Raw genomic sequence first — 21,517 nt, 5'->3', positions numbered from 1 at the left:
CGGCCCTTCCGCCCGAACCGGGCGGAAGGGCCGCGTCGGCGTCCCGGGCCCGTATGACCCCCACCCTCCTGATCGGAGTTCTGTTCTTGCGTACGTCACGCCTGCGTCGTCTCGCCGTCTCGGCGGCCTGCGGCACCCTCCTCACCGTCGCCGGTGGCACCACCGCGACGGCCGCCACCGCGCCTACCCCCGGCACGGGCCCGAAGGCGACCCCCGGTGCGAGCCCCTCGGCCACCCGCGCCGAACCCACCCCGAAGCCCCGGACCAGCACCGGCACCGGTACCGAAGCCGCTGACACCGGCGACTGGTCGGTCGAGGACGCCCTGCGGTTCTGGACCCCGCAGCGCATCACCTCCGCGACCGACCCCTCCGGCCGCGCCCCGAAGCCCGCGACGACCGCCACCCCCAAGTCCGCGCCGAAGGCCGCGCCCAAGGCCAGGGGCCTGGCGGGCGCCAAGCCGGACACCTCCGAGCACTTCCCCGGCATCAAGTCCGTCGGCATGCTCTTCGCCGTCGACAAGGACATGCGCGCGCACTACTGCTCGGCGAGCGCGGTGGCCAGCGGCACCCGCAGCCTCATGCTGACGGCGGGCCACTGCCAGAACTCCAAGGCGGTGTTCGTCCCGCAGTACGACCCGACGAAGTCGCTCCAGAACCAGCCGTACGGCATCTGGCCGGTCGAGGAGTGGTTCGCGGACAAGAGCTACGGCAAGAACGCCAAGGGCCCCGAGTCGGACCTGGACTTCGCGTTCGCGCGCGTCAAGGAGAACGACGGCAAGAAGCTCCAGGACGTCGTGGGCGGCAGCACCCTGGCCCGCACGCCGGGCTTCGAGAACACCACCACGGTGATCGGCTACCCCTCGGTCGGTCACAACCCGCAGGACCTGCCCGTCCAGTGCACCACGCCGACGGCCGCGCTGCCGGGCTTCAACCAGATGCGCATCGACTGCGCGGGCATGTGGGGCGGTGTCTCCGGCGGTCCCTGGTTCTCCAGGATCGACCGGGCCACGGGCACCGGCGAGATCATCGGAAACGTGGGCGGCTACAACGGCGGCGGCCCCGCCGTGCCGAGCAGCGACCCGATGTACAACCGCATCAGCTACAGCCCGATGTACGGCGACCGTTTCTTCCAGCTGTACGACGACGCCGAGCACGGCCGGCACTCCGACCCCGGCCCGTACCGCCAGCCGAAGCTGCCGTTCTCCCTCGGTGGCTCGGAGAAGTGGCAGCAGGCCAAGCTGACGGCCGCCGGTGACTTCACCGGCAGCGGCCGCGGCGATCTGATCGCGGTGTGGGCCGACGGCTCGGCCAGCCTCTTCGAGGGCGCCGAGACCAAGGACGCCAAGCACCCGTTCTCCGCCGAGGTCAAGCTCGCCGGTCCGGGCAGCGTCTGGCAGTACGCGCGCACCATCAGCGGCGGCACCTTCACCGGCAGCGGCACCGACGGCCTCCTCGTGCGCTGGTCCGACGGTGAGCTCACCGAGTACACCCACGTGGACCGTGGCGGCTTCCACAACGAGAAGAAGCTCGCCGACCCCAACGCCACCTGGAAGAACGCCAAGCTGATCACCTCCGGCCGCTACACGGCCAACGCGCTCCGCGACGACATGCTCGTCGTCTGGGCCAACGGCTCGGTCACGATGTACCCCGACGTCGACACCAACGGCATCCGCAAGGACACCCAGCTGGTCGGCGCGAACTCGACGTGGCCCAACGCCACACAGATCAGCGCCGGCGAGTTCACCGGCAAGGGCACCGGTGACCTGCTGGTCCGCTGGAGCGACGGCGAGGGCACCATCTACCCCGGCGTCGACGCCGCCGGTCTGCACGGCGAGATCAAGGTCAGGCCCGCCAAGTCCGCGTGGACCAAGGCCGACGTGATCACGGTGGGGTCCTTCTCCCCCGGCAGCCGCCTCAACGACATCCTCGTCCGGTGGAACAACGGCAACCTCAGCATGTACACCGGCGTCGACGCCGCCGGTACGCACGCCGAGGTCCAGCTCGTCGGCTGATCCGCGCCCCGAGCCCTTTCGGGCCGGCTTCCCCGTCCGGGGAGGCCGGCCCGTTGTCGTCGGAGCCCGCCCATTTAATTGGATTCCTGGAATCCAATTAGTTACGGTGAGGGCGTGCGATTGACCAAGAGCACCGACATCGCCCTGCGCATCGCCATGCGCCTGGCGGTGACGGGGGACGCCGCGGGCCCCGCGGACACGGCCGCACCGACCACCCGCGAGGTGGCGGGCGCGGTGGGCGTGCCGTACACCCACGCCGCCAAGGTCGTCAGCAGGCTCCAGCACCTCGGGGTCCTCGAGGCCCGTCGGGGCCGGGGCGGCGGGCTCGCCCTGACCACGGCCGGGCGCACGGGTTCGGTCGGCCGGCTGGTGCGCGAGCTGGAGGGGGCCGGCGATGTCGTCGGCTGCGAGGACGACCCGCCCTGCCCCCTGCGGTCCGCCTGCCGGCTGCGCGGCGCCCTGCGCGCGGCACAGGAGGCGTTCTTCGCCGCGCTCGATCCGATCACCATCGAGGACCTGGTCGCCGAACCGGCCGGCCCGGTCCTGCTGAGCCTCAGCACCCGTCCGGAGGACTGAGTAGCCCCATCAGGTCATGCCGCACGTCCGCACATCCTTAAATACGAGTCTGAGATACCAATTAGCGCTCAGGCCTGAACGACAGGAGTCGCCGATGCTGTCCCCGAAGTCGACCGAGATCGTCCGCGCCACCCTGCCCGCCGTCGGCGGCGCCATCGGCGAGATCACCCCGCTCTTCTACGACAAGCTGTTCGCCGCCCACCCCGAGCTGCTGCGCGATCTGTTCAACCGGGGCAACCAGGCCAACGGCAGCCAGCGCCAGGCCCTCGCGGGCGCCATCGCCGCCTTCGCCACCGCCCTCGTCGAGCACCCCGAGGTCCGCCCCGACGCGATGCTCTCCCGCATCGCCCACAAGCACGCCTCGCTCGGCATCACTCCCGGCCAGTACCCGCTCGTCCAGGAGCATCTCTTCGCCGCCATCGCCGAGGTGCTCGGCGACGCGGTCACCGCCGAGGTCGCCGCGGCCTGGGACGAGGTGTACTGGCTGATGGCGAACGCCCTCATCGCCCTCGAGGCACGGCTGTACGAGCGGGCGGGCACCCCCGACGGCGAGGTGTGGTCCGACTGCCGCGTCGTGGCCCGGCTGACGGAGACCGCCGAGGTCGCCACCTTCCTCGTCCGGCCGCTGGACGGCCGCCCGATACCCGCCGCCCGCCCGGGCCAGTACGTCTCCGTCCGGGTCGAACTCCCCGACGGCGCCCGGCAGATCCGTCAGTACAGCCTCTCCGGCCACCCGGACGACGCCCTGGCCTTCTCCGTCAAGCGCGTCACCGGCACCCCGGACGGCGAGGTGTCCAACCACCTCCACGACCACGTCGGCGTGGGCGCGCACCTGACCGTCAGCGTCCCCTTCGGCGATGTCACGCTCGCCGAAGGCGACTCCCCCGTGCTGCTCGCCTCCGCGGGCATCGGCTGCACACCCATGACGGGCATGCTCTCGCACCTCGCCGCCACCGGTTCGACCCGTCGGATCATCACCGTGCACGCCGACCGCAGCGAGTCCACCCATGCCTTCCGCGAGGATCTCGCCCTGTTCACCGGCAAGCTCCCGAACGCCGTCGCGCACGTCTGGTACGAGCACCCCGAGGGCCCCTGGCCCGCCGAGCGGACCGGCCGGGCGGACTTCTCCCGCCTCGACATCCCCGCCGGCACCGTCGCCTATCTCTGCGGCCCGATTCCCTTCCTCCGCTCGGCACGCGCCCAGTTGCTGGACGCGGGCGTCGCCGCCGCCGACATCCACTACGAGGTCTTCGGCCCCGACCTGTGGCTGGGCGAGGCCGGGTGAGCCACCGCGCCCGCACCAGCAGCCGCAAGAATCCAGCCAGTCCGGGACGATCAATCGTTACCCAGGCGTAACTCGCCGATCTATTACCCCGGGTAAACAAACGAGGTTACCGTCGGGTCACTTTGCATCGGCGTGCCGTACCGACCCCCCACGGCACCGACGTCAGGAGTGCCCGTGCGACACCCTCGACAGGCCCTGCGCACCACGGCCGTCGGCGCCGCCTGCGCCGCGCTGCTCGCCGTCACGTCACTCGGGCCCGCGCTCGCCGCCCCGCAGCGCGGGCCCTCCGCCATGGCAGCGCAAGCGGGGTCCGCGAACGTCCGGTTCACCGACATACCCGGTTCCGGCGGCGTCACTCTCAAGGGCAATGTCTTCACCCCGCGCGACGCCGACGGCTCGCGCCGCTACCCGGTGATCGTGCTGCCCACCAGCTGGGCCATGCCGCAGCTCGAATACATCGTCCAGGCCAAGCAGCTCGCCGACTCCGGCTATGTCGTGGTCAGTTACACCTCGCGCGGCTTCTGGCTCTCCGGCGGGAAGATCGAGACGGCCGGGCCACCGGACATCGCCGATGTCTCCAAGGTCATCGACTGGGCGCTCGCCCACACCCCGGCCGACCCGGCGCGGATCGGCATGGGCGGCATCTCGTACGGGGCGGGCATCAGCCTGCTGGCCTCCGGCTTCGACAAGCGGATCAAAGCCGTGGTCGCGATGAGCGGCTGGGCCGACCTCATCGAGGCCATCTACGGCGACCGCACCCAGCACCGCCAGGCCGCCGAACTGCTCGGCGGACTGGGCGCGCTGACCGGGCGGCCGGGCGAGGAGTTGCAGGGGATCCTGAAGGACTTCCTCGGCTCGAACCTGGCCAAGGAGAAGGAAATGCTCGCCTGGGGTGCCAAGCGCTCCCCCGCCACATATCTCAAGGAGATCAACGCGGGCGGCGCCGCCATCATGCTGGGCAACGCCTGGGGCGACACGGTCTTCCCGCCCGACCAGTACGCGAAGTTCTACGAGCGGCTCACCGGCCCCAAGCGGCTGGAGCTGCGCCCCGGCGATCACGCCACCGCCGAGGGCACCGGGCTGTTCGGCCTGCCCAACGACGTCTGGACCAATGCCCACCGCTGGTTCGACCACCACCTCAAGGGCGCGGCCAACGGCATCGACCGCGAGCAGCCCGTCCAGCTGAAGTCCCGCACCGGCGGCGGCTATGAGTCCTATCCCGACTGGGCGGCCGTGGAGCGGACGCGGCGCACCCTGCCGCTGGAGGGCGGCAGAAGCATCCGCGCGGGCGTCGACTCGGGTGCGAACGGCGGCACGGCCCTGCTGTCCAATGTCCTCGACCAGTTCCTGAAGCTGCCGCCGATGGTCTCGGTGCCGCTGCTGCCCCGGACGTTCGCCGCCGTGTGGCAGTCCGACCGCTACGCCGCGGTGCAGCGCGTGCGGGGCAGCGCACGGCTGCACACCACGCTCACGAGCGACAAGGAGAGCGGCACGGTGGTCGCCTATCTCTACGACGTGGGACCGCTGGGGGTGGGCAAGCTGGTCAGCCACGCCCCGTACACCTTCCACGGCCAGGCGCCGGGCCGGCCCTTCGCCGTCGATCTGAAGCTGCTCGCGACCTCCTACGACGTCCCGGCCGGGCACCGGCTGGCGCTCGTGGTCGACACGGTGGACCCGCTCTACATCGAGCACAACCCGGCCGGCGCGCGGCTGGGCTTCTCCTCCCCGAAGGAGGACCCGTCCGCGCTGTCGATCCCGGTGCGCGACTGAGCCCTGCTCAGCGCGGCGGCCCCCCGCCCGGCAGGAGCGTGCCGGGCTCGGCCTCGGTGACCTCGACCGCCTCCGTCTTGGGGTTGCGCTTCTGCCGCTTGGCGACCCAGTGGGCGAACCAGGACAGCAGCATGCACATCCCGATGTAGATCGGGGAGATGATCATGACGACGGGGATGAACGGCAGGTCGTAGTCGAGGTTGCCGGCGATGAGCTTGCCGGCGTGCAGGAACTCCTCGTAGGTGATGAGGAAGCCGAGCGAGGTGTCCTTCAGGGCGACGACGAGCTGGCTGATGATGGTCGGCAGCATCGCGCGCAGCGCCTGGGGCACCAGGACGAAGGACATCACCTGCGTCTTGTACATGCCCAGCGAGTACGCCGCCTCCCGCTGGCCGCGCTCGACGGAGTTCACCCCCGTGCGGAAGACCTCCGCGAGCACGGAGCCGTTGTAGAGGGTCAGTCCGGCGACGAGGGCGGGCAGCGGCTGGACCTTGAGCGCGACGAAGATGAAGAAGATCATCACCAGCACCGGCATGGCCCGGAAGAACTCCACGACGAGCGTGGCGGCCCAGCGCAGCGGGCGGTGGACCGAGAGCCGTCCGCAGGCGAGCAGCCCGCCGAGGGCGAGGGAGAGGACCGCCGCGTACGCGAAGGCCTTCAGGGTGTTGCCGAGGCCGCGCAGCAGCAGTTCCTGGATGCCCTCGTAGGCGAAGGGCCGCCATTTGGCGGTCGTGAACTGATGGGTGTCGAAGAGGAGATAAAGGATCCAGCCGAGCAATCCGATGATCACAGCGGTCGAGACCAGGCCGTAGACGAGGTGCCGACGCCGGGTCAGGGGGCCGGGGACGTCGTACAACGCGGTGCTGGTCATCGGGCGACTCCGTAGCGCTTCTCCAGCACGTTGAAGATCGCGCTGATGGTCAGGGTCACGATCAGATAGCCGACGGCGATCCAGATGAAGGACCAGATGATGCTGTAGCCCATCTCGTTGAGCGGTTTGTAGGTGCCGAGCAGTTCGGTGACGCTGAACGAGCCGGCGATCGCCGAGTTCTTGGCGAGCGCGATCAGCGTCGAGCCGATCGGCGGGATGACGGACCGGAAGGCCTGCGGCAGGACGACGTCGCCGAGCGTCTGCGCGAAGGTCATACCGAGGCTGCGGGCGGCCTCGCCCTGTCCGGTGGGCACGGTGTTGATGCCGGAGCGCACCGCCTCGCAGATGAACGCCGAGGTGTAGCAGCCGAGGGCGAGGACCGCGAAGAGCTGGAAGGGCAGCACGACACCGAAGCGCGGCAGGCCGAGCAGCACGGCGAAGAAGAGCAGCGTGAGCGGGGTGTTGCGCAGCACGTCCACCCATACCGTGCCGAAGACGCGCAGCGATCCGACGGGCGCGACCCGGAAGGAGGCCATCACGAAGCCGAGGACCAGCGCGAGCAGCGAGGCGTAGACGGTCAGCTCGACGGTGCCGAGCAGCCCTTTGCCGTAGAGGGAGAAGTTGTCAGTGAGTACGTTCATCGAGGGGACCTACCGGTGTCGTGCCGACCTCAGCCGGCCGGGTAGCGGTCGACGGGCGGCGGCGGTGGGGCGGGCACTCCGGACAGGCCGAGGGTCGCGTCGTACGCCTTCTTCCAGTCGCCGTTCTTCTCGTGCGCCACGAGCGCGTCGTCGAGGGCGAAGCGCAGGGCGTTGTCGGCGCGGGGTACGCCGATGCCGTAGGGCTCCTTGGAGAACGGTTTTCCGACGACCTTCAGCTCGGCGGGGACCTTGGCGGCGTAGCCCATGAGGATGCTGTCGTCGGTGGTGACGGCATCCACCTGGAGGCTGAGCAGGTTGTCCACGCAGATCGAGTACGTGTCGTAGGCGACGGCGACGGCCTTGGGGTATTCGCGCTCGATGCGCTGCAGCGGGGTGGAGCCGGCGGCCGAGCAGACCTTCTCGCCGTCCAGGTCCTGCGGGCCGTCGATGTCGGAGTCCTTGGCCCTCACCAGCAGCGACTGACCGGCGATGTAGTACGGGCCGGCGAAGCCGACCTGGCGTTTGCGCAGGTCGTTGATGGTGTAGGTACCGACGTAGTAGTCGATCTGGCCGTTCTGGAGGGCCGTTTCACGGTTGGCCGAGGCGATCGTGCGGAAGACGATGGTCTTGGGGTCGAAGCCCAGGGAGGCGGACATCATCCGGGCGATCTCGATGTCGAAGCCGGAGTAGGCGCCGCTCGCGGGGTCCTTCTCGCCCAGGTAGGGCTGGTCCTCCTTGGCGCCGACGACGAGGTGGCCGCGGTTCTTCGCCTTCCGCCAGGTGGGCGAGGCGGGCAACTGGAAGCCGGTGGCGACGTGGTAGACGGGCAGCTGGTCGGGCTGCGGGCCCTTGACGGGCGGGCTGCCCTCCTTGCCGCAGGCGCCGGCCAGCAGGGCCAGGCCGGCGAGCGTCAGGGCCGCGGCGCACCGGCGGGTGCGCCCGAGGTCACGTCGCCGCGTGCCGTTGCGTCTGATGAGCACGGTACCCCCGCTCAGTGCTTGAGGATCTTGGAGAGGAAGTCCTTGGCCCGCTCGCTCTCGGGGGCGGTGAAGAAGTCCTCGGGGGTGCGGTCCTCCACGATGCGGCCGTCGGCCATGAAGACGACCCGGTTGGCGGCGGAGCGGGCGAAGCCCATCTCATGGGTGACGACGACCATCGTCATGCCGTCCCGGGCGAGCTGGCGCATGACCTCCAGCACCTCATTGATCATCTCCGGGTCCAGGGCCGAGGTCGGCTCGTCGAAGAGGAGCGCCTTGGGGTCCATGGCGAGCGCGCGGGCGATCGCGACGCGCTGCTGCTGGCCGCCGGAGAGCTGGGCGGGGTATTTGTCGGCCTGGTCGAGCAGACCGACCCGCTCCAGCAGTTCGCGCGAGCGTTTGTTGGCCTCCTCCTTGCCGCGCTTGCGGACCTTGAGGGGGGCGAGGGAGACGTTGGCGAGCACGGTCTTGTGCGCGAAGAGGTTGAAGGACTGGAAGACCATGCCGACCTCGGCGCGGAGCTTGGCGAGCGCCCGCCCCTCCTCGGGCAGCGGCTGTCCGTCGAGCAGGATGGTGCCGGACTCGACGGGCTCCAGCCGGTTGATGGCCCGGCACAGCGTGGACTTGCCGGAGCCGGAGGGGCCGATGACCACCACCACCTCCCCCCGGCCGACCGTGAGGTTGATGTCCCGCAAAACATGCAGTCTTCCGTAGTGCTTATTGACGTCACGCAGCTCGATCAACGGATCGACGGCCATACCCAGCCCTACCCACTCTCAGCTGTCTCGCAGTCGCCGCAAACTATCCATCTCAATACGGGACTTCATTGGAGACACGCACACATACGGGTATTCACACTGCATTAACCGCCATTTGCCCTAGGTACACAGATGGAGCCTGGGTACCTAGCCTGTGGGGGCCGACTGGGGGAACAGTGGGGGGAAAGGAGCCCGGCGTGGGCGACAGCAGGCCCGTCTACCAGCGCATCGCGGACGATCTGCGGCAGCGCATCGACGAGGGCTCCCTCGCCGTGGGCGACCGCATACCCTCCCGCTCCGAGCTCAAGCGGACCTACGCCGCCAGCGACCAGACCGTGGACCGCGCGGTGCGGGTGCTGAAGGCCGCCGGGTACGCGGAAGGGCAGTTCGGACGGGGCGTGTTCGTCACCGACCGGGCGCCGCTGGGCTCGCTGCTCCGCTCGACCGGCGCGGTCGACTCCCCCTTCGCCGCCCGTATCACCGCCCGGGACACCGCACTGACCTGGGAGGCCTCCTCCAGCGAGACCCCCGCCCCGGAGCCGATCGCCGAGCGGCTGGGCATCGGGCCGGGCGAGCCGGTGCTGTGCACCCAGTACGAGTACCTGGCCAACCGGCACCCGGTCCAGCTCGCCACCAGCTGGGAGCCGCTCACCATCACCGAGGGCACCGATGTCGCCCACCCCGAGCGGGGGCCCTACGCGCGGCGCGGGGTGCGCGGCCGGCTCGCCGCCATCGGCGTCCGGGTCGTCCGGGCGCGGGAGCTCGTCGGCTCCCGACCGGCGACCACACCCGAGGCCGAGGCGCTCGGCTGCGCGGCCGGCAGCTGCGTCACCGTCGTCGAGCGGACCCACTTCGACGGCGACGACCGGGCCGTGGAGACCTCCGACATCGTGGTGCGCGCCGACCGCTGGCGACTGGAGTACGACATTCCGTTCATCATCGGCTGAGGCGGCGGGGCGGGCGGGTGCGTCAGTGCTCCGACAGCTCCGCGTAGAGCTGCGACAGCTCCGGCGCGCCGTCCGCCGCCCACGCCTGGCCCGCCTCGACCACATCGACCTCCCGGCCGTTGGCGAGCCGGACGACCGGCTGCCCGTTGGGCCAGATCCGCCACCCCGCGCCCCTGACCGTACGGACGATGACCGTCCCCAGATACAGCCCCGCGTCATTGCCCAGCCAGGGCAGCAGCTCCGGGTCGTCGCGCCAGCGCGGCTGCAACTGGTCGAGTTCCTCCAGGGACGACGGCGCGTCGTCGAGCGCGACTCCCGCCGACTGCGCGTGCGCGCGCAGCAGTTCGCACTCCGACAGCAGCTCGGCCAGCCCCTCCGGATCCCGGTCGGCCTCGCCCGGCAGCGCCACGCCGTGCGCGGGCCCGTGCCGCTTGCGCCAGCTGTCCAAGAAAGGAATGTTCATACCGGCCAGGATCGCATTCGTTCGGATGGCCGCACCACCGGCGCGCGGTGCGCGACGTGGCCGGTTGGCCTCCTTGACGTTGCCCATACGTCTCCTTAGCTTCATCCAGCCACATACAGTGCGGGGAACGCTGGGAGGCATGACACGCATGCTCCGATCATCGCGGCTCGGCGGGGACGTACACAGCGGCCATCGACACGGCAGACGGCGCGACCGGCACAGACGGTGGACGATGACCGGGATCGTCGCGACGGGAGCGGTCTGCGCCGTGGCCGCCGCGACCACGCCCGCGCTCGCCGACACCGCGCGCGCACCCCGAGAGCCGCTCCCCCTGGAGCGGCTCTTCGACAACACGGCCATCAGCGACAACGCCCGCCCGGGCGCGGCGGACTTCGACGGGGCGGGCAACTCCCTCTCCGCCCAGGATCTGCGCACCGCCGGCTGGACCCCCGGGCGCGCGCTGACCATCGACACGGCCCGGCTGCGCTGGCCCGCCTCCGCCGCCGGCCGGCCGGACAACGTACGGGCCGCCGGGCAGAGCCTGAAGCTGAGCGGCCGGGGCGACGCCCTCACCTTCCTCGTCGCGAGCAGCGCCAAGGCCGGCCCGGGCGGCGACACCACCGGCACCGGCACCGTGCGCTACCGCGACGGCTCCAGCAGTACGTACACGCTCACCGCGCCGGACTGGCGCGGCGGCCCGCTCACCACCAAGGCCGTCGGACTGCCCCACGTCAACGCCCCGGGCGGCCAACGCACCGAGACCGCCCGGCTGTACGCGGTGACCGTGCCCGTCGCGCGCGGCCGGGCGATCACCTCCGTCGTCCTCCCGAAGGACCCCGGGCCCGCCGCCGATCTGCACATCTTCTCGGCAGCGCTGCGCACTCCCACGAACGGGTGGACCGGCAGTTGGGCGGCATCCACCTCCGGGTACATCGCGGTGGGGCCGTGGACCGACCGCACGCTCCGGCTGATCGTGCACAGCAGCGCGGGCGGGCCCCGGACCCGGATCCGGCTGGAGAACACCTTCGCGTCCACGCCGGTGCGCATCGGCCACGCGAGCGTCGCGGTCCAGGGCAGCGGCGCGGCGGCGACCGGCAGGCCGCGGGCGCTGACCTTCGGGGGCCGGGCGGGGGCCGAAGTACCGGCGGGCGCCCACCAGTTCAGCGATCCCGTGGGCTTCCGGGTACCGCCGGGCACGAATCTGCTGGTGAGCATCCATCTGCCGGGGACAGTACGGGCCGTGCCCGTGCACAGCTACAGCAACCAGGTCTCGTATCTGAGCGGTGACGGCAGCGGTGACCGCACGGGCGACCGCGGCGCGGACGCGTACGGCCAGAAGCTCAGCGGCTGGCCGCTGCTGACCGGCGTGGACGTCGCCGGCGGACCGGGCTCGGTGGTCGCCCTCGGCGACTCGATCACCGACGGCGGCAACTCCACGGCGGACGCCAACCGGCGCTGGCCCGACCAGCTCGCGCGACGGCTCCGGGAGCAGCGCGAGGTGCCCCGGTTCGGGATGCTCAACCACGGTATCTCCGGCAACCGCGTGGTGGGCGACCGCTACCCGGGCAACGGGACCAGCACCATCAGCAGCGGGGTCAGCGCCGTGCACCGGCTGGAGCGCGACGTGCTGTCGCAGACGGCCGCCCGGACGGTCATCGTCTTCGAGGGCGTCAACGACATCCGCGCCGGCACGTCCGCCGATCAGGTGATCGCCGGGCTGCGGTCCATCGCGCAGCGCGCCCACGCGCGCGGGATGCGGGTGGTGGTGTCGACCATCGCGCCCTGCGGCGGCTTCCACGACTGCACCCCGGCGGCGGAGGCCCGGCGCACCGCCATCAACACACATGTGCGGTCCAACGGCGGCGGCTATGACGCGGTCCTCGACTTCGACGCCGCGGTCCGCGACCCGCGGCAGCCGGACCGGATGCTGGCGGCCTACGACAGCGGCGACCATCTGCACCCCAACGACGCGGGGATGAAGGCCTTCGCCGACTCCGTCGACCTGCGGCTGCTGGTCTGACTCTCCGGCCCGGCGCCCCGCGCTCCGGCGGAGCGGAAGGGCGAGGGCGCCCGGGCTCAGACGTCCAGGTCGACGACGACCGGGGCGTGGTCCGAGGCACCCTTGCCCTTGCGCTCCTCACGGTCGACGTAGGCGTCCTTGACGGCCCCGGCGAAGGGGGCGTTGCCGTAGACCAGGTCGATGCGCATGCCCCGGTTCTTCGGGAAGCACAGCTGGCGGTAGTCCCAGTAGGTGTAGGGGCGGTCGTACTTCAGCGGGCGGGGCACGACATCGGACAGGCCCGCGTCGCGCAGGGCGGCGAGCGCGGCGCGCTCGGCCGGGGTGACGTGCGTGGCGCCCTCGAAGACGGCCGGGTCGAAGACGTCCTCGTCGGTCGGGGCGATGTTGTAGTCACCGAGCACGGCGAACGGCCGCTCCGCCGCCGCGTCGGCCGCGACCGCGTCCCGCAGGGCCTCCAGCCAGAGGAGCTTGTAGGAGTAGTGGTCGTGGCCGATCTCGCGGCCGTTCGGCACATAGACCGACCAGACGCGGGCGCCCCCGCAGGTCGCCGCGATCGCGCGGGGCTCCTGGACGCCCTCGTAGTCGGGGCCGCCCGGCAGGCCCGTCACCACGTCCTCCAGGCCCACGCGCGACAGCAGGGCGACCCCGTTCCACCGGCCGGTGGCGTTGACCGCCGCCTCGTAGCCCAGCTCGCGCAGCTCGTCCGTCGGGAACTGCTCGGCGGTGCACTTGGTCTCCTGCACGCACAGCACGTCCGTGCCGCTGCTCTCCAGCCAGGCCAGCAGCCTCGGGAGACGGGCGGTGATCGAGTTCACGTTCCAGGTGGCGATGCGCATGGGCCAACCCTAACGGCCGGGTGTGACAGTCACCGGCCGGTGGCGGTGGTACCCCGCCCCCGGACCGGCGTCCGTCAGAGTTCCACGGTCTCGCCGGGCGCCAGCCGGGAGTGGTCCGTCCCCGCGACACCCGGCCCGGCCGGGCCCAGCATCCGGTCGTAGACCGGCCGGGCGAGGTCGGTCAGCAGGGCGTCGTGGATGTCGATCGCCCGCCGCGGCTTGACCTCCCGTACGTAGTCGATGACCTCGGAGACCTTGTTCCAGGGGGCCATGACCGGCAGCATCAGCGTGTCCACCGGCCGTCCGGGCAGGGTCAGCGCGTCGCCGGGGTGGAAGACCGAACCGTCCACGAGGTAACCGACGTTGGTGATCCGCGGGATGTCGGGGTGGATCACGGCGTGCAGTTGGCCGTGCACCTCCACGTCGAAGCCGGCGGCGGTGAAGGTGTCCCCCTCGCCGACGGTGTGCACCCGGCCGGGGAAGGCCGCCGAGACCTGCTCCGCGACGCTGCGCAGCGTCCACAGCTCGGCGGCCGGATTGGCCTCCAGGCCCGCCCGCAGCCGGTTCTCGTCGAAGTGGTCGGGGTGCTCGTGGGTGACGAGGATCGCGTCCGCGCCGAGGGCCGCGTCCTCCTCGCTGAAGGCACCCGGGTCGATGACCAGCGTGCGGCCGTCCTTCTCCAGCCGAACGCACGCGTGACTGTTCTTGGTCAGCTTCATGGAACCCATCTTGCTCCTTCCGCCCCGTCCCGCTACGCCTCGGGACCGGACTCCACGGGCTTCCCGGGCTCGCCTCCCTCTTCGGCGACGACGCGCTCGGCCACCGCGAAGGCGGCGTTGGCCGTCGGCATGCCGCAGTAGAGGGAAGCGTGCAGGAACGTTTCCTTGATCTCGTCCGCGGGGACGCCGTCGCGCAGCGCGGCCCGCAGGTACCGGGCCAGCTCGTCGAGGTGGCCGCCCGCGGTGAGGGCGGTCAGGGTGACGAGGAAGCGGGTGCGCCGGTCGAGCCCGGGACGCGCCCACGGCCCGCCCCACGCCACGCGGGTGACGAAGTCGTCGTACTCGGCGCGGAAGCCCTCCGGGTCCGGGTCTCCCCGGCCCTCCTCGCCGAGCACTTCCCGGCGGACGCGGACGCCCGTCGCGTGCGCGTCCGCGTCCGCGGCCGGGGCGGTCGCGGGGGCGGCGTAGGGGTTGGGGCCCGCGGGGGTGGCGTACGGGTTGTCGCCCGCGTCGGCCGGCAGATGGCCGGCCACGGCGGGGGCGGGAACCGAGGGGGCCGGCACGGACGGCGGGATGGAGGCGGCGGACGCGGCGGACGCGGGCGCTGCGAAGGGGCTGGCGCCCTGGGCCGGGGCCGGGGCCGCGGCCGACGGCGGCGTGACGGTCGGCTCGGCAGCGGGCTGCGGCACCGGGGACGGGCCCGCTGCCGGGGTCTGCTCGGGCGCCGCGAAGGGCCCGGCCGGTTCGGGTTCCTGAAGCCCGACGGGTGCGGCTGCCGCGAACGGCCCGCTCGGCACGGGCGCCTGAGGTCCGGCGGGAGCAGGCGCCGGAGGGCCGGCCGGGGCAGGCGTCCGAGGTCCGGCCGGCCCCGCCTGTGCGGTGCCCGCAACGGGCGTGGGGGCGCTCTGCCAAGCCGTCGTGAAGTGACGGACCAGCAGGTCGGTGACGGCCGCCGGCTGCTCGACCGGTGCGAGATGGGAGGCGGCCGGCACGACGGCGAGCCGCGCGTCGTGGATACCGGCGACCAGCACCCGGGCGTCGGCGGGCGGCGCGACCTGGTCCTCGGCCCCGACGAGGACCAGTGCGGCCGAGGCCGTACGGCCCAGGTCGTCCCGGATGTCGAAGGCGGCCAGTGCCTGGCACGCGGCGATGTAGCAGAGCGGGTCGGTGGTGCGGACCATCTGCACGGCCCACTCCACGATGGCGGGCTGGGCGGCCAGGAAGGCGGGGGTGAACCACGCCTCGGGCGCGGACCGGGCGATGGGGTCGAGTCCGCTCGTGCGGACCGTGTCGCCACGCTGCCGCCAGGCCTCGGCGGTGCCGAACCGGGCGGAGGTGCCGACGAGCGCGAGCGCGGCCAGGCGCCCCGGGTGACGGAGGGCGAGATCGGCGCCGACCGCTCCACCGATGGAGCAGCCCGCGAAGCCGAAGCGCTCGATGCCGAGCCCGTCGAGGGTGGCCAGCAGCCGGTCGGTGAGGTCGCCGACGGAGCCGAGCGGGCGGGCGGGGGCGCCGCCGTGGCCGGGGAGGTCGAAGCGCAGCACGCGCCAGTGCCGGGCCAGCTCCGGGACCTGCCGGTCCCACATGTGCCAGGTGGTACCCAGGGACGGCGCCAGGACCAGGACCGGGGCGCCTTCTGGCCCGTCAAAGCGGTATTGCAGGGTGTTCGCCGGTGTCTCACTCACCCGCCCGACCCTCTCATCTCTCACGGAAGCCCCTATAGCCGGGGCCGCCCACGGAAGCAGGCCGTGTCGTGTCACGAGGGCCGAAACTTTCCAGAAATCGGACCGGCCGAGAGGAGCGTTCGGCACCGGGCGACGGGGAGCGTCATGGGCAGCTATCAGGTCAGCGAAGCGATACGGACTGCGCGACGCAGCGGGCAAGCTCCTCGGCGACACCGGGGGGCGTCTACGCTCCGCCCAGGTCGCGTCAAGCGAAGCGCCCGGTCAGCAGTTGTACGTCATGCTCATGAACACGGTCTGCTCGAACAGGCCCGGGTTGAACCGGCCTTGCCCGGTGAACCGGTACCGCTGACGACGGTCAGGCATGTTTTGCGCGAATTTGTGGGGGTTGTCCGGCCACGGATTCACATTGACCACGGATGCCATGACCGCCTGATTCCGGTCGAGCAGATCGGCGTGGTGAATGATCCACGCGTCATCGTCGTCGCTGCTTGTCACGACGGCGTCAAACGAGGCGCTCCCGTCCGAGAACAGTGTCCACGTGGCGCCCTCGAACATAGTGCAGTCACCGGAGTGGAGTGTTGGCCAACTGAATCTTTTGGACGCCAGAGCAGCGCCCTTCGGCCCCGTCTCCATTCGTTCACTGCAGGCCCTAAAGGCGCCTGCCATATCAGACATGGCGATTACCTCCTGAAGGGGGAATTGACCTGAACTTCAGCCTAAAGGACGGCAAAACTATCGTCTTTCACTCGTAAGGGTGATTCAATCGTTGGCTGGTGGTTCAACCCACCCACCCACCCTCCGCGCAGAGCGAAGCTCATTCGACCGGAATGGCATGCTCCGGTGCTGTAGGAGCGGCGGGGGCGGCTGCGTTCAGGACCGCGCGGGCCTGGCGCAGGGCCGCGGCGTCGACCAAGTTGCCGTTCTCGTCGAGCCAGGCCCCCGAGCCGCTCGCCTTCGCCGCCTCGACACGCTCCACGAGACGGCGTGCACCGGCCACGTCCTCGCTGCAGGGTGTGAACTCGGCGTTGACAACCGGGACTTGGCCGGGGTGGACCACGGAGCGGCCGAAGAAGCCACGCTCCCTGCCGCGTGCGCAGTCCGCCGCGAGCCCGTCGAGGTCGCGTACGGAAGGGAAGACGCTCATGGGCGGCCGCGGCAGGCGGGCCGCCGCGGCGGCGAGCAGGACGCGGTACGCGGCCGCGTTCAGTACGTCCTGGTGCCCCGTGCCGAGTTCGGCCGCGAGGTCGGCCGCGCCGAAGGCGAGACCGGCCACCAGGGGGTGGCCGGTGGCGAGCGCGTAGGCTCGCTCGATACCCAGAGCCGTCTCCAGGAGCGGCACGAGCGGCACGCCCGGCAGGAGCCGGGCGACTTCGGCGACCTGCGCGGGGCGTTCGCACTTGGGGATGCGAACGCCCGAGATGCGGGTGCCCCGCAGGGCGGCCAGGTCTTCCTCTCCGCCTTCTCCCAGTGGGTTGACGCGCACGTACACCGGCCGGGCCCGGGCCCGGCCGAGGAAGCCGGCGGCCGCCTCGCGCGCGGTCTGCTTGCGCCCGGGGGCGACCGCGTCCTCCAGGTCGATGACTACGACGTCGGCCCCGCAGGCAAGGGCCTTGCCGAAGCGGTCGGGACGGTCGCCCGGCACGTAGAGCCACGTGCGCGTCGCCCCGGCCGGGTCGGCGCAGCCCGGGCGGGCTCGGCTCGGCTGACCCCCCATCAGATGACGCCCCTCTCGCGCAGCTCCGCGCGCCGGTCCGGGCCGATGCCCAGCTCGCCGAGGATCTCGTCGCTGTCCGCGCCCAACCGCCTTCCTGCCCATCGGACGTGGCCCGGGGTGCCGGACAGCTTCGCGGGGACGCTCTGCATGGCCAGGTCGCCGAGTTCGGGGTCATCGACGTGCACCACGGTGCCGAGGGCGGCGAACTGGGGGTCGGCCACGATGTCGGCGGCGCTGTAGATCGGCGCGACCGCGGCCTCGGCCTTCTCGAACGCGGCGATGACCTCGTCCGCGTCGCGCGCGGCGATCCAGGCGCCGACGACGGCGTCCAGCTCCTCGACGTGCTCGGCGCGCCCCGATCCGCTCGCGAACCAGGGCTCCTCGATCAGGTGGGGGCTGCCCACGAGCCGCATCACGCGCTCGGCGATGGACTGCGCGCTCGTGGAGACGGCGAGCCAGTGCCCGTCGCGGCACCGGTAGATATTGCGCGGGGCGTTGTTGACCGACCGGTTGCCCGAACGTCGCTGGACGATGCCCAGTTGCTGGTACACGGAGATCTGCGGCCCGAGCAGGTGCAGGATCGGCTCGACGAGGGTGGTGTCCACGACCTGGCCGCGCCCTGTCGTACCGCGTGCGTGCAGGGCGACCATCGTCGCGTACGCCGACATGACCGCCGCTATGCCGTCGGCGACGCCGAAGGGGGGCAGCGTCGGCGGCCCGTCAGGCGCGCCCGTGCTGTGGGCGAAGCCGCTCATGGCCTCGGCGAGGGTGCCGAAGCCCGCGCGGTGCCGCATGGGGCCGACACGGCCGAAGCCGCTGACGCGCAGCATCACCAACCCTGGGTTGATCTCGGCGAGTTGCTCGTAGCCGAGCCCCCACCGCTCGAATGTGCCGGGCCGGAAGTTCTCCACCAGGACGTCCACGTCGCGCACCAGCGCCCGGCAGATCTCCTGGCCCTCGGCGCGGCTCAGGTCGAGGGTGATCGTGCGCTTGTTGCGGCCGACCAGCTTCCACCACAGGCTCTCGCCGTGGACCTGCGCGCCGTGGCGCCGGGCCGGATCGCCCGTGGGGTGCTCGATCTTGATGACGTCCGCCCCGAAGTCCGCAAGGAGCGTGGCCGCGCCGGGCCCCGCGAACAGCGTGGCGGCGTCCAGCACCCGTACGCCACTTAAGGGAGGTTGTGCCGTCGTGTCCACTGCACATCACCGTCGCTTTCCCCGGGCGCTTCCAAACAGGCGCCCGGATGGTTACCGTAAGGCTTACGGCAATGCCTACCGTAGAGTTGCCCGCAGCAGCACGCAAGAGCGCACGGGGCGCGGTGGGCTGCGAAGGGCAGCGAGAGGCAGCGAGGGGAGAACCATGCCGAAGGCGTCGGCGAAGTCGGTACCGGGCGGGTCCGGCAGACGACCGCGCGGTTCCCTGTCCCGGCCGCAGATCGTCGCGGCGGCGCTGGACGTGGCGCGGGATGAAGGCCTGGAGGCCGTGAGCATGCCGCGGCTCGCGCGTGAACTGGGGTGTGGGGTGATGTCGCTCTACGGGCACGTGCGGAACAAGGAGCACCTGCTCGAACTGCTCGCCGGGGCCGTCCTGGAGAACTTCCCACTGGAGCGCTCCGACGACACGCACTGGAGGCAGGCGCTCGCGGACTTCTCCCTGGCCTTGCGCCGACTGATGCTCGAACACGGCGCCCTGGCTGAGCTTCTGATCACCCGTCGCATGTGGAGCGCTGACCTGGCGGAGGTGTTCGAGTGGCTCCTTGCCAGGATGGTGGCGGGCGGCTGGCCGCTGCGCGAGGCGGTGCGCGCGTACCACGCCGTGCAGACCTACACGCTCGGCTTCGTCCTGTACGAGATCGACCGGACCCCGACGCCGTGCCAGGAGGAGCACCGGGCGTGGTGGCGCCGCACCGTCGCCGACCTGCCGCCGGAATCGTTCCCCCTGCTGCACGCGGCAGTCGGGTTCGTACCGGAGGGCGCGCAGGACGAGCAGTTCGTCTGGGGCCTGGAACGGCTGCTGCGCGGCCTGGAGACGGAGATCGCGGACAGCGCGGACGACGGTGCGGATGACATGAAGAGGCGGCGGACCGGAGCAACCCCCTCCGGTCCGCCGCCGTAGCCGCGAAAGCCGTCGGACCACCGTGCCGCCCCCAGGCCGGCACGGTGCTCCGGCTGTGGCGCGGCCTCAGCCGCGGAACAGCTGGAACCGCTCCTCGCCCACGCGGGCGCGCGCCTCCGGGTCGGTCACGCCGAGCCCCGGCCGGGGCGCGAGGCCGAGCACGCCGACCTTGCCGAGGTGCTCGTTGACCTGGACGCTGCGCGCCGCCTCGGCGGCGTCGTCCAGCGCGTACGTGGCCGAGAGCGCGGGCAGGACCTTGCCCATGCCGATGAGCCGGTTGGTCTCCCACTGCTCGTCGAGGTTGGCCCCGTGGCTGCCGATGATGTTCTTCAGCTTCATCCACAGGTAGCGGTTGTCGTACTGGTGGTCGTAGCCCGTGCTGGAGCCGCAGGTGACGACGGTGCCGCCGCGTCGCGCGAGGAAGACCGAGGCGGCGAACGTCGCCTTGCCGACGTGCTCGAAGACGATGTGCGGGTCCTCGCCGACCGCCTCGCGGATCGCCTTGCCCAGCTTCTTCCAGCCCTCGGGCCGCTGGAGCATGGTGCGGTCGCCCTGCTCGATCGCGGAGCGGTCGATGACCGCCTCGCATCCGAGCTTGCGCAGGACGTCCGCCTTCTCCGCGGAGCTGACGACACCGACCGGGATGCCACCGCCGTTGCGTACGAACTGCACCGCGTAGGCGCCGAGTCCACCGGTCGCGCCCCAGATGAGGACCACGTCGCCCTGCTTCATGCGGGCGCCGCGGTCGCTGACGAGCATGCGGTAGGCGGTGCCCGCGCACAGCGGGTTGGAGGCGGCCTCCTCCCAGGTGAGCAGCGCGGGCTTGGGGAGCAGCTGACTGGCCCGTACAACGGTGTACTCGGCCAGGCCGCCGAAGTTGGTCTCGAAGCCCCAGGCGCGCTGGTCCTCGCCGAGCATGCCGTCGCGGTGGGTGGCCGGGTCCTGCTCGTCGACGTAGGCGGTGCTGACCACGACGTGGTCGCCCGCCTTCCAGCGGCGCACGGCCGAACCGGCGCGCACCACCACGCCCGAGGCGTCCGAACCGAGGATGTGGTACGGCAGGTCGTGCCGCGCGTCCCAGCCTCCGCGCCGCCCCATCTGCTCCAGGAAGCGGAAGGTGGGGATCGGTTCGAAGGTGGCCGACCACACGGTGTTGAAGTTGATGGCGCCGGCCATCACCGCGACCAGTACCTCGTCGGGTGCGAGGTCGGGCAGGGGCACCTCGTCGACGTGCATCGACTTGCGGACGTCCTTGTCCTCCACGCCGGCGAACATGTCGGTCTGGTCCTTGTGGATCGTGACCGCTCTCATGTGGTCGGGCAGCGGCAGGCTCAGCAGCTCTTCACCGCTGCGGCCTTCGGTCACGGCTTCTGCGAGGGTCGTGCTCATGGGGACTCCATCAAGTGTCGTGTGGTTCGGGAGCGCCGAGGGCGGGCGGGGAGCGGGTGAGCGCACAGGCGCGGGCCGTGCGCCGACTGCCCTACCGCCGGCCGGCCTTGAGCGCCGCGAGTACGGCGTCCGTGGTGTCGACGCGCGCGATCATCGGCAGGATCTTCTTGGTCGCGAACTCCTGGTGCTCGGCGGAGAACGTGCTGGTCGCGTCCTCGGCGACGATCACGTGGTAGCCGTGCTCGTAGGCGAAGCGGGCCGTGGACTCCACGGCGAGGTTGGTGGCGACACCGGTGAGGACGAGCTCGTCGATGCCCCGGCGGCGCATCTGGAGGTCCAGTTCGGTGCCGGTGAAGGCGCCCCACTGGCGCTTGGTGATGAGCAGGTCGTTGGGGTGTGCCGCGAGCTCGGGGGAGAGCTCGGAGAACTCCGGGTGCAGGGCCGGCGGGTTGTGCGGCACGTCCGCGCGGGGCTGGAGGGCGGCGCCGCCGTCGGGGCCGTGGGCCACGTTGACGAGGACGACGGGCTGACCGGCCGCACGGAAGGCGTGGGCGAGGCGGGCGCTGTTGGCCACGACCTGGGCGGCCGGGTGGGGCTGCAGCGGGAGGCCGAGGATGCCCTGCTGCACGTCGAGTACGACGAGGGCGGCCTTCGGGCTGAGTTCCTGGACGGGCATGGGTGGTTCCTTTCCGATGTGCGCGAAATACGCGAGGTGTGTGAGGGGCGCGACGGACACGAC

20 protein-coding genes are annotated in these 21,517 nt (G+C 71.5%); 7 read left to right on the top strand and 13 right to left on the bottom strand.

Going from position 1 to position 21,517, the window contains the following annotated elements; all coding sequences use genetic code 11:
* Positions 1–86: 86 nt before the first annotated feature.
* The 4 genes from AB8O64_RS29175 (at position 87) to AB8O64_RS29160 (ending at position 5,643) form a co-directional block, all read left to right on the top strand.
* Positions 87–2,012 (top strand): hypothetical protein, encoded by a 1,926-nt coding sequence (locus tag AB8O64_RS29175; protein WP_370422349.1) that lies wholly within the window; start codon positions 87–89, stop codon positions 2,010–2,012.
* A gap of 114 nt (positions 2,013–2,126) precedes the next feature.
* Entirely contained in the window at positions 2,127–2,588 is a 462-nt protein-coding gene (locus AB8O64_RS29170) for an Rrf2 family transcriptional regulator (RefSeq protein ID WP_370422348.1), read from the top strand.
* A gap of 94 nt (positions 2,589–2,682) precedes the next feature.
* Positions 2,683–3,873 carry a globin domain-containing protein gene (locus AB8O64_RS29165; protein ID WP_370422347.1) on the top strand — a complete coding sequence of 397 codons (1,191 nt, stop codon included), beginning with the start codon at positions 2,683–2,685 and terminating at the stop codon, positions 3,871–3,873.
* Positions 3,874–4,047: 174 nt separating this feature from the next.
* Positions 4,048–5,643 carry a CocE/NonD family hydrolase gene (locus tag AB8O64_RS29160; protein WP_370422345.1) on the top strand — a complete coding sequence of 532 codons (1,596 nt, stop codon included), beginning with the start codon at positions 4,048–4,050 and terminating at the stop codon, positions 5,641–5,643.
* A gap of 7 nt (positions 5,644–5,650) precedes the next feature.
* On the opposite strand, the gene AB8O64_RS29155 is transcribed toward AB8O64_RS29160, so the two are convergent.
* The 4 genes from AB8O64_RS29155 to AB8O64_RS29140 are packed head-to-tail and all read right to left on the bottom strand — an operon-like array spanning position 5,651 to position 8,890.
* On the bottom strand, positions 5,651–6,514 hold the full coding sequence (locus AB8O64_RS29155) for an amino acid ABC transporter permease (protein ID WP_370422343.1): 864 nt from the start codon (positions 6,512–6,514) through the stop codon (positions 5,651–5,653).
* The gene (locus AB8O64_RS29150; RefSeq protein WP_130881528.1) at positions 6,511–7,155 is read right to left on the bottom strand and encodes an amino acid ABC transporter permease; all 645 of its coding nucleotides are present in this window, start codon (positions 7,153–7,155) and stop codon (positions 6,511–6,513) included. The genes AB8O64_RS29155 and AB8O64_RS29150 overlap by 4 nt, the downstream gene beginning before the upstream one ends.
* A gap of 29 nt (positions 7,156–7,184) precedes the next feature.
* Entirely contained in the window at positions 7,185–8,129 is a 945-nt protein-coding gene (locus AB8O64_RS29145) for a glutamate ABC transporter substrate-binding protein (RefSeq protein WP_370424001.1), read from the bottom strand.
* Between the two features lie 17 nt (positions 8,130–8,146).
* A complete protein-coding gene (locus AB8O64_RS29140) occupies positions 8,147–8,890 on the bottom strand; it encodes an amino acid ABC transporter ATP-binding protein (protein ID WP_370422341.1) in 744 nt (247 codons plus the stop codon).
* Positions 8,891–9,087: 197 nt separating this feature from the next.
* Here AB8O64_RS29140 and AB8O64_RS29135 point away from each other — a divergent pair, with 197 nt between their 5' ends.
* Entirely contained in the window at positions 9,088–9,837 is a 750-nt protein-coding gene (locus tag AB8O64_RS29135; protein ID WP_370422339.1) for a GntR family transcriptional regulator, read from the top strand.
* Between the two features lie 22 nt (positions 9,838–9,859).
* On the opposite strand, the gene AB8O64_RS29130 is transcribed toward AB8O64_RS29135, so the two are convergent.
* Positions 9,860–10,300, bottom strand: coding sequence for a DUF6278 family protein (locus AB8O64_RS29130; RefSeq protein ID WP_370422337.1), 441 nt, complete (start codon positions 10,298–10,300; stop codon positions 9,860–9,862).
* A gap of 232 nt (positions 10,301–10,532) precedes the next feature.
* Between AB8O64_RS29130 and AB8O64_RS29125 the strand changes: the two genes are divergently transcribed.
* On the top strand, positions 10,533–12,320 hold the full coding sequence (locus tag AB8O64_RS29125; RefSeq protein ID WP_370422335.1) for an SGNH/GDSL hydrolase family protein: 1,788 nt from the start codon (positions 10,533–10,535) through the stop codon (positions 12,318–12,320).
* 56 nt (positions 12,321–12,376) lie between these two features.
* Here AB8O64_RS29125 and AB8O64_RS29120 read toward each other — a convergent pair whose 3' ends face one another.
* From AB8O64_RS29120 to AB8O64_RS29095, 6 genes are all read right to left on the bottom strand, one after another.
* Positions 12,377–13,156, bottom strand: coding sequence for an exodeoxyribonuclease III (locus AB8O64_RS29120; RefSeq protein WP_356453859.1), 780 nt, complete (start codon positions 13,154–13,156; stop codon positions 12,377–12,379).
* 74 nt (positions 13,157–13,230) lie between these two features.
* On the bottom strand, positions 13,231–13,875 hold the full coding sequence (locus AB8O64_RS29115; protein WP_370422333.1) for an MBL fold metallo-hydrolase: 645 nt from the start codon (positions 13,873–13,875) through the stop codon (positions 13,231–13,233).
* Positions 13,876–13,907: 32 nt separating this feature from the next.
* A complete protein-coding gene (locus tag AB8O64_RS29110; protein WP_370422331.1) occupies positions 13,908–15,560 on the bottom strand; it encodes an alpha/beta fold hydrolase in 1,653 nt (550 codons plus the stop codon).
* A 261-nt stretch (positions 15,561–15,821) separates the two neighbouring features.
* Positions 15,822–16,115: a DUF6294 family protein gene (locus AB8O64_RS29105; RefSeq protein ID WP_370422330.1), complete on the bottom strand. Its 294-nt coding sequence runs from the start codon at positions 16,113–16,115 to the stop codon at positions 15,822–15,824.
* Positions 16,116–16,374: 259 nt separating this feature from the next.
* Complete coding sequence (locus AB8O64_RS29100) at positions 16,375–17,274, bottom strand: CoA ester lyase (protein WP_370422328.1); 900 nt, start codon at positions 17,272–17,274, stop codon at positions 16,375–16,377.
* Complete coding sequence (locus AB8O64_RS29095; RefSeq protein ID WP_370422327.1) at positions 17,274–18,470, bottom strand: CaiB/BaiF CoA transferase family protein; 1,197 nt, start codon at positions 18,468–18,470, stop codon at positions 17,274–17,276. The genes AB8O64_RS29100 and AB8O64_RS29095 overlap by 1 nt, the downstream gene beginning before the upstream one ends.
* Positions 18,471–18,633: 163 nt before the next feature.
* Here AB8O64_RS29095 and AB8O64_RS29090 point away from each other — a divergent pair, with 163 nt between their 5' ends.
* Positions 18,634–19,389 (top strand): TetR/AcrR family transcriptional regulator C-terminal domain-containing protein, encoded by a 756-nt coding sequence (locus AB8O64_RS29090; protein WP_370422325.1) that lies wholly within the window; start codon positions 18,634–18,636, stop codon positions 19,387–19,389.
* A gap of 66 nt (positions 19,390–19,455) precedes the next feature.
* On the opposite strand, the gene ccrA is transcribed toward AB8O64_RS29090, so the two are convergent.
* Positions 19,456–20,778, bottom strand: a complete 1,323-nt coding sequence (gene ccrA, locus AB8O64_RS29085; RefSeq protein ID WP_370422324.1) for a crotonyl-CoA carboxylase/reductase — start codon at positions 20,776–20,778, stop codon at positions 19,456–19,458.
* 91 nt (positions 20,779–20,869) lie between these two features.
* Positions 20,870–21,454 (bottom strand): hydrolase, encoded by a 585-nt coding sequence (locus AB8O64_RS29080; RefSeq protein WP_370422323.1) that lies wholly within the window; start codon positions 21,452–21,454, stop codon positions 20,870–20,872.
* Positions 21,455–21,517: the final 63 nt, after the last annotated feature.

Origin of the sequence: Streptomyces sp. QH1-20 (assembly GCF_041283565.1) — a bacterium.
Classification (GTDB): Bacteria; Actinomycetota; Actinomycetes; order Streptomycetales; family Streptomycetaceae; genus Streptomyces; species Streptomyces syringius.
The sequence above is the reverse complement of the archived record's forward strand: the minus strand, read 5'-3'. Positions and strand labels throughout refer to the sequence as shown.

Bases quoted from the DNA above. Each gene is read 5' to 3' on its own strand.
- ccrA (WP_370422324.1), bottom strand. From the start codon at position 20,778: ATGAGCACGACCCTCGCAGAAGCCGTGACCGAAGGCCGCAGCGGTGAA.
- AB8O64_RS29090 (WP_370422325.1), top strand. From the start codon at position 18,634: ATGCCGAAGGCGTCGGCGAAGTCGGTACCGGGCGGGTCCGGCAGACGA.
- AB8O64_RS29100 (WP_370422328.1), bottom strand. From the start codon at position 17,274: ATGGGGGGTCAGCCGAGCCGAGCCCGCCCGGGCTGCGCCGACCCGGCC.
- AB8O64_RS29150 (WP_130881528.1), bottom strand. From the start codon at position 7,155: ATGAACGTACTCACTGACAACTTCTCCCTCTACGGCAAAGGGCTGCTC.
- AB8O64_RS29140 (WP_370422341.1), bottom strand. From the start codon at position 8,890: ATGGCCGTCGATCCGTTGATCGAGCTGCGTGACGTCAATAAGCACTAC.
- AB8O64_RS29080 (WP_370422323.1), bottom strand. From the start codon at position 21,454: ATGCCCGTCCAGGAACTCAGCCCGAAGGCCGCCCTCGTCGTACTCGAC.
- AB8O64_RS29120 (WP_356453859.1), bottom strand. From the start codon at position 13,156: ATGCGCATCGCCACCTGGAACGTGAACTCGATCACCGCCCGTCTCCCG.
- AB8O64_RS29155 (WP_370422343.1), bottom strand. From the start codon at position 6,514: ATGACCAGCACCGCGTTGTACGACGTCCCCGGCCCCCTGACCCGGCGT.
- AB8O64_RS29165 (WP_370422347.1), top strand. From the start codon at position 2,683: ATGCTGTCCCCGAAGTCGACCGAGATCGTCCGCGCCACCCTGCCCGCC.
- AB8O64_RS29115 (WP_370422333.1), bottom strand. From the start codon at position 13,875: ATGAAGCTGACCAAGAACAGTCACGCGTGCGTTCGGCTGGAGAAGGAC.
- AB8O64_RS29125 (WP_370422335.1), top strand. From the start codon at position 10,533: ATGACCGGGATCGTCGCGACGGGAGCGGTCTGCGCCGTGGCCGCCGCG.
- AB8O64_RS29130 (WP_370422337.1), bottom strand. From the start codon at position 10,300: ATGAACATTCCTTTCTTGGACAGCTGGCGCAAGCGGCACGGGCCCGCG.
- AB8O64_RS29105 (WP_370422330.1), bottom strand. From the start codon at position 16,115: ATGTTCGAGGGCGCCACGTGGACACTGTTCTCGGACGGGAGCGCCTCG.